Source organism: Actinocorallia lasiicapitis (assembly GCF_054778695.1).
In genome coordinates, this window is the sequence record NZ_BAAGZI010000180.1 from 1 (window position 1) to 10,943 (window position 10,943).

Annotated in this window: 10 protein-coding genes; 5 read left to right on the forward strand and 5 right to left on the reverse strand. The window is 70.8% G+C overall.

The genetic code is table 11. The annotated features are described in order from the left end of the window. Positions 1–816 (forward strand): CU044_5270 family protein (locus ACYVE7_RS19710; RefSeq protein WP_460366424.1); only part of this gene is annotated, 816 nt, incomplete at its 5' end. A gap of 120 nt (positions 817–936) precedes the next feature. Here ACYVE7_RS19710 and ACYVE7_RS19715 read toward each other — a convergent pair. The 3 genes from ACYVE7_RS19715 to ACYVE7_RS19725 form a co-directional block, all read right to left on the reverse strand. After that, positions 937–1,842, reverse strand: a complete 906-nt coding sequence (locus ACYVE7_RS19715; RefSeq protein WP_460366425.1) for a hypothetical protein — start codon at positions 1,840–1,842, stop codon at positions 937–939. A gap of 160 nt (positions 1,843–2,002) precedes the next feature. After that, positions 2,003–4,066: a S9 family peptidase gene (locus tag ACYVE7_RS19720; RefSeq protein WP_460366426.1), complete on the reverse strand. Its 2,064-nt coding sequence runs from the start codon at positions 4,064–4,066 to the stop codon at positions 2,003–2,005. Between the two features lie 21 nt (positions 4,067–4,087). After that, positions 4,088–4,495, reverse strand: coding sequence for a Rieske (2Fe-2S) protein (locus tag ACYVE7_RS19725; protein ID WP_460366427.1), 408 nt, complete (start codon positions 4,493–4,495; stop codon positions 4,088–4,090). 70 nt (positions 4,496–4,565) lie between these two features. Here ACYVE7_RS19725 and ACYVE7_RS19730 point away from each other — a divergent pair, with 70 nt between their 5' ends. Then, positions 4,566–5,534 (forward strand): LysR family transcriptional regulator, encoded by a 969-nt coding sequence (locus ACYVE7_RS19730; protein WP_460366428.1) that lies wholly within the window; start codon positions 4,566–4,568, stop codon positions 5,532–5,534. Positions 5,535–5,540: 6 nt separating this feature from the next. On the opposite strand, the gene ACYVE7_RS19735 is transcribed toward ACYVE7_RS19730, so the two are convergent. Further along, entirely contained in the window at positions 5,541–7,241 is a 1,701-nt protein-coding gene (locus tag ACYVE7_RS19735) for an ABC transporter ATP-binding protein (protein WP_460366429.1), read from the reverse strand. Further along, positions 7,234–9,012 (reverse strand): ABC transporter ATP-binding protein, encoded by a 1,779-nt coding sequence (locus tag ACYVE7_RS19740; RefSeq protein ID WP_460366430.1) that lies wholly within the window; start codon positions 9,010–9,012, stop codon positions 7,234–7,236. Before ACYVE7_RS19740 ends, ACYVE7_RS19735 begins: the two co-directional genes overlap by 8 nt. A gap of 97 nt (positions 9,013–9,109) precedes the next feature. Between ACYVE7_RS19740 and mshB the strand changes: the two genes are divergently transcribed. From mshB to ACYVE7_RS19755, 3 genes are read left to right on the forward strand one after another with little or no spacing between them, the layout of a single operon-like run. Next, a complete protein-coding gene (gene mshB, locus ACYVE7_RS19745) occupies positions 9,110–9,970 on the forward strand; it encodes an N-acetyl-1-D-myo-inositol-2-amino-2-deoxy-alpha-D-glucopyranoside deacetylase (protein WP_460366431.1) in 861 nt (286 codons plus the stop codon). 20 nt (positions 9,971–9,990) lie between these two features. Continuing rightward, positions 9,991–10,386 (forward strand): DUF6113 family protein, encoded by a 396-nt coding sequence (locus ACYVE7_RS19750; protein WP_460366432.1) that lies wholly within the window; start codon positions 9,991–9,993, stop codon positions 10,384–10,386. A gap of 13 nt (positions 10,387–10,399) precedes the next feature. Then, positions 10,400–10,855, forward strand: a complete 456-nt coding sequence (locus ACYVE7_RS19755; RefSeq protein WP_460366433.1) for a flavin reductase family protein — start codon at positions 10,400–10,402, stop codon at positions 10,853–10,855. The last annotated feature ends 88 nt before the right edge of the window (positions 10,856–10,943 follow it).

The window sequence follows — 10,943 nt, forward strand, 5'->3', positions numbered from 1 at the left end:
CGGCTGGCCGCCGCCGGGGCGGTCGCGGCGGCTGTGGGCGCGGCCGGGTTGACGGCGCTCGATTCCGGAGCGCAGCAGGGGTTCGCGGCGACACCGCCGCTGCTCAGGTATGTGGGGGCGGGCAGCGAGAAGCCGCAACCGATCCTGGAACGGATCGCCGCCAACACCGCCAAGGCGCCCGATCTGATCGGCGACCGCAAGTACAGCTACCTCAAGGCCAGGGGCTGGGCGCTCTGGACCAGGGTGGACGGCCGCCAGGTCACCTCGCGGATCCAGGAGCGTTCGACGGAACGCTGGTGGGCGTCCGACGGTTCCTGGCGGCTCATCGACCGCCTCGACAAGACGGAAGACGAGCGCGGCGGCCCCGGCACCGACCCGTACATGTCCCGGATGTTCGACATCGCGAAGCTCTCCACCGACCCGAAGGCGCTCAAACGCCAACTCGCCGTCGGCCATCCGGGCGACGGAACGGAACGCCTCGTCGCCGTGGGCGATCTCTACCGGGTTGGCCCGATCCGTCCGCGACTCCGGGCCGCTGTCCTCCGTTCCCTCAAGGACGTCCGCGGCCTCGTCTACTCGGGCCGTGTCACCGACCGGGCCGGCCGCACCGGTCTGGCTTTCAGCGTCGAGTCCGCCCACTCCGGCCTCCCGACCCGCCACACGCTGATCTTCGACGAGCGGTCCGGCTCCCTCCTCGGCATCGAGCAGCTCCTGACTGTCTCCGCAGGTAAACTCAACGTCCCCATTCCCAGCGTCATCTCCTACGAGATGTTCCTGGCCGTTGGCACCACCGACTCCGTGGACACCCGCCCCTGACCGTCCCAACAGCAGCCCGAAAACAGACGCCCGGCCGTCGGTGATGGTGACGGCCGGGCCGAGGCTTGGTCCGAGCGGCAGCGGGTGCTGCGGTGGTCGGACTGTGCGTTCGGCGAAGGGTCAGTCTTCGAGGACGGCTTCGATGGTCTCGGCTTCGAGGGCGCGGTCGGCCCAGGTGTCGAGTTTGGCGAGGTCGGTGCAGGACAGGATGCGGTTCCGCGCCTGGTCGGAGAGCGGGATGTGGCGGGCGTCGAGGATCCGGATGATCGTTCGGGCCTCGCCCTGGGCCCGTCCGCGGGCTTCGCCTCGGGCTTCACCGCGGATCTCACCCTCGGCGCGGAGCTCCTGGGCGTAGGCGGATTTGAAGAGGTGGGTCGGCAGGGCCATGCGTGATCTCCAGTAGGTCTGGGCCGGGCCGTCGGGCAGGCCGACCAGGACGAAGTCGGCTAGGACTCGTGCGGTCTCCACCTCGATGGTACCCAAAGCCGATTCGAGGGCGTCGAGGATTTGGGGGGCGGTGTCGGTGAGGCAGTGGGTGAGGGCTGAGAAGACGGTCAGGAGGACGTCTTCGGCGGCCTTGGTCGGGCAGGTGATGGCGGGAGTGTTGTCGGGGCCGAGGACGTAGGGGTAGGTGGTCTGGGAGGGGCGGTCGGCGGGGCCCGTGTGGAAGGGGCCCCTGGCCCAGTCGGAGGTTCTGACGTCGGCGCAGATCACGATGACGCGGGCCGGGATGCCGTATTTGAGGGCCAGATAAGCGATCGCGTACGGCCAGGTCACGTGTTTGTCGGCGTCGGGTCGGCGCTGGGCCTCCAAGACGAAGAATTCAGCCGATCCGTCCCATTCGACCAGGAAGATGGTGTCCATAGTCCGTTCGATGGGATTGGTCTCGGTGAGGTCGCTGTCGACGATCGAGATGCGTTTCGGGGTGGGGAGGTTTTCGCCGTAGATCTGCCGGAGTGCACGGACGACCATGTCCATGTCCTGTCGGAAGACGCGGTGTAGTGCCTCGTGAAGCGGAGTGGGCATGATCGGAGGCTAGTGAGACGCCGTGACCTTGGTGGGGGATTTGGGGGAATGGATATTTGTTTTTCTGGTACGACTGGAATATTACCTAAGTGCTATGTGTGAGTTGTCCAGAATTAATATGAAAGGGCCCGCTCTCAATGGAGCGGGCCCTTTTGGGGATTTAGGAGAGGGCGTCCTTGAGGAAGGAGACCTGGAGGTGGAGGAGGTTTTCGGCTACTACCTCTTGGGGGGTCATGTGGGTGACGCCGGAGAGGGGGAGGACCGTGTGGGGGCGGCCGGCGGCCAGGAGGGCCGAGGAGAGGCGGAGGGTGTGGGCCGCGACCACGTTGTCGTCCGCCAGACCGTGGATGATCATGAGGGGGCGTTCCAGGCGGGGGGCGTCGGCGATCAGCGAGTTGGTGACGTAGACGTCGGGGTCCTCTTCGGGGTCACCCAGGTAGCGTTCGGTGTAGTGGGTGTCGTAGAGGCGCCAGTCGGTGACGGGGGCGCCGGCGATGGCGGCGTGGAAGACGTCCGGGCGGCGCAGGACGGCCAGGGCTGAAAGGAAGCCGCCGAACGACCAGCCGCGGATCGCGACCCGCTCCAGGTCCAGCGGGAACTTCTCGGCGGCGGCGGTCAGCGCCGTGATCTGGTCTTCCAGGACGACGTCGCAGAAGTCGCCGTAGATCGCCCGCTCGAACGCGGGGCCGCGCCCAGGGGTGCCGCGGCCGTCCGCGACGACCACCGCGAAGCCCTGGTCGGCGAGCCACTGCGGCTCGCAGTAGGCGCGCAGCGCGGCGACGGTCCGCTGGGCGTGCGGGCCGCCGTACGGGTCCATCAGGACGGGCAGTTTCTCGCCGGACGCCGGGTCGAACCCGGTCGGCAGCACCACGGCCGTCCGGATGGCGCGTTCCCCGGCCTCCAGGAACGCCACCCGAGGCGTGATCACCGGGGTTTCGGCCAGGTTCTCGATCTCGATCCCGGTGCCGTGCACCCAGGTCCGCGAACGCGTCGACTCCAGATCGTTGCCGGCCAGCACCGTGACGTCCCCCGCCCGGACGCCCGTGAACACGCCGGGCCCGGCCGTGAGCTGCTCGAGCCCGTCCGGCGAGTACGACCAGACATGGGTCTGGGTCGGCTCGGTCGACGCGGTGAAGAGCACCGATTCGCCGTGGACGCCCAGCACCGACCGGACCTGCAGCCCCACCGGCGTCACCGGGACGCCCGCGACGGTCAGCCGCCGCGTGTCGTCGGCGTCGCTCGTCCAGACCAGCGCGCCGGACGCCGTCCGCGCCGGCAGCCCGGGGACGATCTCCAGCCAGATCGGGTCATGGTCGGCCTGCTCGACCGTGGTCTCGCCGTTCAGCGGGTCGATCCGGACGACGCGCTGGGTGCGCTGGTCCCGCGTCTGGATGACGATCACGGGGCCGCGCTCGTCCCAGACGGCCGTCGTGAGATACGGGTACATCCCGCGGTCCCACGCGACGGCGACGCGCTTGTCGCCTTCGGCCGCGACGACGATCAGCGAGACGATCGCGTTGGGAGTCCCGGCGGCCGGGTAGGCGATCTCCTGGGCGGGCCGGTCGGGGTTGGCGGGGTCGGCGATGTGCCAGCGCTGCACGGGTGTCTCGTCGACGCGGGCGGCGAGGATCTGCTGCCCGTCGGGCGACCACCAGTAGCCGCGCAGCCGGTCCATCTCCTCGGCGGCGATGAACTCGGCGAGCCCGTAGGAGATCTGCTCGGTCTCGGGACGGGCGACCACCCGGTCCTCGCCGGACGCCAGGTCGATGACGTGCAGGGCACGGTCGGCGACGTAGGCGACCCGGCGTCCGCGCGGGTCGAGGCGCGGGTCGAACGCGGGTGTCGCCGAGTCGAGGCGGGTGACGGCGCCGCCGTCGGTGGCGACGGTGAAGAGCTGCCCGGCCAGCGCGAACACGGCCAGCTTGACGTCGCGGTCGACGGCGTAGGCGACGATGCCGCCGGCCGCCTCACGGGCCCGCTCGCGGCGGGCACGTTCCTCGGCCGGCAGTTTCGACTCGTCGACGTTCAGGGCGAGCGGGTCGGCCAGCAGTTCTTCGCCGCCCGTCGCCAGGTCGAGCTTCCACAGGCAGGTGACCGGGTCGGTCCCTCCCCGGCTGCGCAGGAACAGCGCGAACTCACCGCCAGGGGAGATCGTGACTCCGCGCGGCGCGCCGAGCGTGAAACGTCGTGTGCGAGCACTCTGCCGGGGAAAGCTAAGGGTCATGCTCCCTAAGGGTAGGTGACCTCAGTTCGGAAGCAGCACCAGGTTTTCGCCGGACGCCTTGACTTTGACGGAGGTGAGCGGCGCGTTGGCCGGGGGCTTGGTCACCGAGCCGTCGGCCAGGGAGAACTCGCTGCCGTGGCACGGGCAGGACGCCTTCCCGTCGAGGATCTTGTTGACGAGGCAGCCCTGGTGGGTGCAGACGGCCGTCAGGGCGGTGAAGGTGCCCTCGGTCGGCTGCGAAACGATCACTTTCGCCTCCTTGAAGATCTTCGATCCGCCGACGGGCACCTCAGTGATCTTGCCGAGGACCGTCTCGGTGGCCGGGGCCACCTGTGTGTTCTCCTGTTTGCCGTAGGTCTGGCAGCCGCTCAGCGCCGCCGCCGCGCACGCCGCTCCGGCCGCCAGCACGGCCCTTCTCTCCGTCTCCATCCGGGAAGAGTCCCATTCGTCCGGCAGGCCCGTCCTCAGGATCGGGTACCGGGTGCGAAACAATGTGGGCGTGCAACTCCAGCAGTTGGCGTATTTCGTGGCGGTCGCCGAGATCCGTCACTTCACTCAGGCCGCGGAGTCGCTGGGCATCGCCCAGCCTTCGCTGTCCAAGCAGATCCGCACGCTCGAGTCCGAGCTGGGCGCGCCCCTGTTCTCGCGGGCGCGCGGCAACATCACGCTGACTCCGGCGGGGGAGGCGCTGCTGCCGCTGGCCAAACGGATCCTCGCCGACGTCGACACCGCCCGTCTCGAGGTGCAGGAGCTGGCGGGTCTGGTGCGCGGCCGGGTCCGGCTGGGCGCGACCCCGTCGCTCTGCGCCGGTCTGCTCGCCGAGGCCCTGCGCCGTTTCCACGACGCCTATCCCGGCATCCGGCTGATCGTCGAGGAGGGCGGCTCCCGCGACCTGGTCCGCGACCTCACCCGCGGCCTCCTCGACCTGGCCCTGGTCATCCTGCCCCTGGCCGACGACACGCCGTTGTCGACGACTCCGATCCTCCGCGAGAACCTGGTCGTCGCGATGCCCGCCGATCACCGCCCCCGCCGCAGCCCCATGACCATCGAGGATCTGCAGGGCCGCGACCTGGTCATGTTCCGTTCCGGCTACGACCTCCGCGAAGCGACGATCACCGCCTGCCGCCAGTCGGGCTTCGAACCCCGCTTCGCGGTCGAAGGCGGCGAAATGGACGCCGTCCTCCGTTTCGTCGAAGCGGGCCTGGGCCTGGCCGTGGTCCCCAGCATGGTCCTCGCCGGCCGCCCGGGCCTGCGCGGCGTCCCCCTGGCCGGCTCCGACCCCCTCCCTTACCCCGCCCGCCGCGACCTCCCACCCCCCCTCGCCCTCCAACGCACCATCGCCATAGCCCACCGCAAGGACGTCTCCCTCACCCACGCCGCCAAGGCCTTCCGCTCCACCCTCGAGACCTACCTCACCGAAGCCGCCACCGAAGGCGCCCTCCCCACCGGCGTCCACCACCTCCCTTAGGAGGCGTCAGGTGGAGTGCCAGGTGGACCAGAGGGAGGCGTAGGAGCCGGAGCGGGCTACCAGTTGGTCGTGGGTGCCTAGTTCGGAGATGACGCCGTCTTCTACTACGGCTACGCGGTCGGCGTCGTGGGCGGTGTGGAGGCGGTGGGCGATGGCGATGACGGTGCGGCCCTCCAGGACGGCCGCGAGGGTGCGTTCCAGGTCGCGGGCGGCGCGCGGGTCGATGAGGGAGGTCGCCTCGTCGAGGACCAGGGTGTGCGGGTCGGCGAGGATCAGGCGGGCCAGGGCGAGCTGCTGGGCCTGGGCCGGGGTGAGGACGGTGCCGCCGGAGCCGACCTTCTCGTCCAGGTCGGGCCCCGACCAGGCGACGGCCGCGAGCGAGGCGCGCAGGTCGTCGTCGGAGGCCGGCTTGACCAGGGCGAGGTTGTCGCGGAGCGTGCCACGGAACACATGGTGTTCCTGGGTGACCAGGGCGATCTGGTGGCGCAGCTCGTCCAGCGGAAGGTCGGTTAGCGGGACGTTCCCGAGCGTCACCGAGCCCTCGCGGGGCGCGTGGATCCCGGCGATCAGCCGGCCGAGGGTCGACTTGCCCGCCCCGGACGGCCCGACGATCGCCAGCCGTTCGCCGGGCGCCAGATCGAGGGAGATCCCGTGCAGGACGTCCCGCTGCGCGTAGGCGTACTTGACGTCCTTGGCGGAGATCTCGATCCCGTCGGGGGAGGCGCCGGTGGGGGAGCGGTCGGCGGGGACGTCGGCGACGCCCAGCAGCCGGGCCAGTGACGCCCCGCCGAGCTGGAGTTCGTCGAGCTGGTTGAGCAGCATGTCGAGGGGGCGGCCGAGCTGCTGCATGTAGAGGGTGCCGGCGGTGACCTGGCCGAGGGTCAGCCGGCCGTCGAGGTAGAAGAGCCCGCCGAGCAGCAGGGTCAGCACGACGGGGATGATGTAGCCGATCTCCAGGGCGGGGTACCAGCGCATCCGCAGGCCGAGCGAGTACCGTTCGGCGGCCCAGCTCCGGGCGATGTCGTGGTCGGTGCGTTCGTGGCGGGAGGTCTCGCGGCGCAGCGCCGTGACGGTCCGCGCCCCCGTGACGGTCTCGGCGAGCCCGTCCGTCATCTCCGCCCAGGCGGCGTGTTCGCGCAGGTAGGCGGAGCGCGCCCGGTTCAGGTACCACCGGGTCGCCGCGAGGAGGATCGGCGCGACGAGCAGGACGGGCAGCAGGAGCAGCGGGCTGGTCAGCCCCAGCGCGATCACGGTGAACGCGCAGGTGACCAGGGCGATCAGCACTTCGGGGGCGGCGTGCCGGACCGATCCGGAGAGCTGGTCGACGTCCCGGGTGGTCCTGGCGAGCAGGTCGCCCGTCCCGGCCCGTTCGACGGTCGACAGCGGCAGCCGCAGCACCTGGTCGATGAACTCCTCGCGCAGCTCCGCGAGGGCCTTCTCACCGAGCTTCGCGGACGCGAAGAACGCCTGCCGCGTCAGCACCGCCTGGACCGTCACGAACAGGGCGATCCCCCCGGCGATCAGGTCGATGTGCCGGCCGGGGTTCTCGACGAGCCGCGAGAACAGGAACGGGGTGACCAGCCCGGTGATCGCGGCGAGCCCGTGCAGCCCGACCGCGACGGCTAGGTCGCACGGATGCCGCAGGATCAGCCGTCGCGCGTAAGCGCGGACGTCCTCCTTGGTGGCGACGGGCAGCCGCTCACTCATCTCTTGTCACAGCCTTCCGATAGGCCTCGCAGGTGCGCAGCAGTCCGGCGTGGTCGCCTTCCGCGACGACCTTCCCGTCCGCCACGAAGAGCACGTTGTCGGCTTTGTCCAGCATCAGCGGGCTGCCGGTGAACACGACCGTGGTCCGGTCGGCGCGGAGCTTGCCGATCCGGTCGGCGATCCGCGCCTCGGTGTGGGCGTCGACGGCGCTGGTCGGCTCGACCAGCACCAGCACGTCGGCCTCGGTGGCCAGGGCGCGCGCCATCGCGACGCGCTGCCGCTGCCCGCCGGAGAACTCGCGGCCGCCTTCGGCGACGAGCCCGTCGAGCCCGACGGCGTCCACGACGTCCTCGGCGCAGGCCGCCCAGACGGCTTCCAGCAGGCGTTCGTCGTCGTGCACGTGCGGTTGCGGCGGGGCCGGCGCGACGTCGGGGGGCGGGGTGCCCCAGAGCCGTCCGAGCTTGGGGACGGGATCTTCCTCGACGGTCGAGGCGAGCAGCCCGGCCGGGGCCGTCCCGCCGATCTCGCCGCGGACGGTGCCGGTGAACAGCCGGTCCTCGTTGATCGCGACGAGGATCCGTTCGCGCAGCCCGTCGAGCTCGGCGAGGGGGACGCCGCCGTAGCTTCCGCCGTCGGCGTAGCCGCCGAGCCGGTCGGCGAGTTCGCCCGCCGCGGTTCCGGCGACGACGGCCGTCAGCTCGCCGGGCCGGATCTCCAGTCCGGTCACGGTGTCGGCCAGCACCTGGCCGTCGGGGGCACGGGTGCCGGTGGCGGGGTGCTCCGGCTTCAGGGACAGGATCTTGACGATCCGCTGCGCCGCCACATGCGCCTTGGTGATCTTGTCGGCGCCTTCGGCGATGGTCCAGAGCGGGTCGACGAGGAAGGCCGCGTACCCGTAGAACGCGAAGAGCTGCCCGACGGTGATCGTCCCGGCGGCGGCGTACCGCGCGCCCATCCAGGTGACCACGACCAGCAGCAGCCCGGGCAGGAGCAGCCCGACGCCGTCCAGCACCGATTCCACCCGCGCCGTCCGCACCCCGGCCGCCCGGACGGACTGGGACTCCTCCTTGAACCTGGTGGAGAAGAGCTCCTCGCCGCCGATCCCGCGCAGCACCCGCAGCCCGCCGACGATGTCGGCGGCGCGCGTGGTGAGTTCGCCGGTCAGTTCGCGCTGCCGGGTCTGCCGCCGGTGCAGCGGCTTCATGAGCGGCGCGGTGAGCGCCAGGATCAGCGGCACTCCGATGAGCACGACCAGGCCGAGCTGCCACATCGAGCTGAGCAGGACGGCCGTCACCACGATGATCGACACGATGGCGCCCGCGCCGCGCGCGGTGATGTCCATCGCGTCACCGATCTTGGCGACGTCGGCGACGCCCACCGAGACGACCTCGCCGGTGGTCATCCGCTTCGGCAGGGTCGGCCCGAGCGCGGTGGCCTTCCGGACGATCACCTGGATGGTCCGGTAGGCGGCCGACAGCCAGTTCTGGACGGCGAACCGGTGCCGGAACATGCCGGCGACGGTCTGCCCGAGCCCGAGCGCGAGCAACGCGAGGGACCAGGCGACGAGCGCGCCGGCGTCCTTGGCCTTCAGCCCGTCGTCGATGGCCTTGCCGAGCACGAACGGCATGAACGCCTGGGAGCCCATCCAGGCGATGCCGAGGAACATGCCGGGCACGATGACGTGGAGCTGGTTCCGCGCGATCCAGCCGAGGTACCGCCACGGTCCACGATGATCAGGTGTCCCGGGATCGGGGACCGGTAGCGAACGCATCCGTCCAAGGTAAGAAATTCCCAGGTGGGAGCGCCAACCATTTTTCCGGCGCGCCCCGTGCGCCGGAGCGCCCGCCGGGCTCGTTACGCTGCTTCACATGAGCGACCGCAGCATCTTGTTCGTCCACGCCCATCCCGACGACGAGTCGATCGGGACCGGTGCGACGATGGCGCGGTACGCGGCCGAGGGCGCCAGGGTCACCCTCGTGACCTGCACGCTCGGCGAGGAAGGCGAGATCATTCCGGCGGATCTGGCCGAGCTGGCCGCCGACCGGAAGGACGAGCTGGGCGCGTTCCGGATCGAGGAGCTGGACGCGGCGTGCGCGGCGCTGGGCGTCACCGACCACCGGTTTCTGGGGGGTCCTGGGCGCTGGCGTGACTCGGGGATGGCGGGGGTGCCGTCGAACGAGCGTCCCGAGGCGTTCTGGCAGGCCGACGTCGAGGACGCCGCCGCCCGCCTGCTGGAGATCATCACCGAGGTCAAGCCCCAGGTGATCGTGACTTATGACGACAACGGCTACTACGGCCATCCCGACCACATCCAGGCGCACCGGGTGGCGTGGCGGGCGTTCGAGCTGTCGCAGGGCACCGCGGCCGAGGTCTGCAAGTTCTACGCGACGGCCATGCCCCGCTCGGTGATCGCCCGTTCGGTGGCGGTCCTGCAGGCGGGCGGGCCGTTCCGCGCCCCCGGCAGCGTCGACGAGGTGGCCTACGGCGTGCCCGACGACGAGGTGACCACGGCCGTCGACGCCCGCGGCTTCCTGCCGAAGAAGCTCGAGGCGCTGGCCGCCCACCGCACCCAGATCACCGTGGACGGCCTGCACTTCGCGCTCTCCGACCATGTCGGGCAGCAGGCGTTCGGTGTCGAGTACTACACGCTGCTCGCCGGTCCGAAGGGCCCGATCGGCGCGGACGGCCGCGAGAGTGATCTGTTCGGCGGCCTGCCCGAAGCCGGCTGAGCGCCCGATAGCCTCATCCTGTGAACTGGGACGGACTCCTCAAGGGCGCCACCTACGCGGCGCTCGGCATCGCCGGCACTCTTCTGGGCGTCTACGGGTCGTTCACCTATGCCACGTCGCTGCAGGTCACGGTCGCGGTGGTGCTGGTGAACTTCGTGCTGGTCCGGCTGGCCGGGCTCGGTTCAGGACGGACGGGCGCGGTGATCGTCGCCCTGACGTGGCTGACCTCCGTCATGGTCCTCACGATGCCCAGGAGCAAGGGCGACGTGATCTTCCCCAGTGACATTCCTGGACAGGTCTACCTGTTCCTGCTCGGCGGTTCCGCTCTCGCCGGGCTCGCGATCTACCTCACCCCCGCCACTCGCTCCTTCCTGACAGGCCTCCCGCATGACCACCCCTCCTCCCGATCCCGCTGAGTTCCGCAGGGTGGTGGGGCGTTTTCCCACAGGCGTCACCCTCGTCACCACCGTCGACGCGGACGGCCGCGACCATGCGATGACCATGAGCGCGTTCTCGTCGGTCTCGCTGGAACCGCTGCTCGTCCTGTTCTGCGTGGAGAAGATCGCCCGGTTCCATGACGTCGTGCTGGCCCGCCCGACCTGGGCCGTCAGCATCCTCGGCGAGGACTCCGCGGACGCCTCCGCCCATTTCGCGACCCGCGGCCGCTCCCTGGAGGGCGCGTTCGACGGCTGGTCGTTCCGGCGCGGCCCGGTGACCGGCGCGCCGATCTACGCGTCGGCCGTGGGGGCGCTGGAGTGCCGCACCCACGCCGCCCACGACGCGGGCGATCACACGATCGTGGTCGGTGAGGTGCTGGCGGCCTCGACCCCGGCCGAGACCGCCCCGCTCGTCTACCACGACGGCGGCTACCGGGCGCTGCGATGATCCAGACGACGGAGGCCCCGGAGGCCGCGGTGCCGCGTCAGGCGCCGCGGTTCACGGCCAGGGGCCGGAGCGCGGTCGCGGCGGTCGT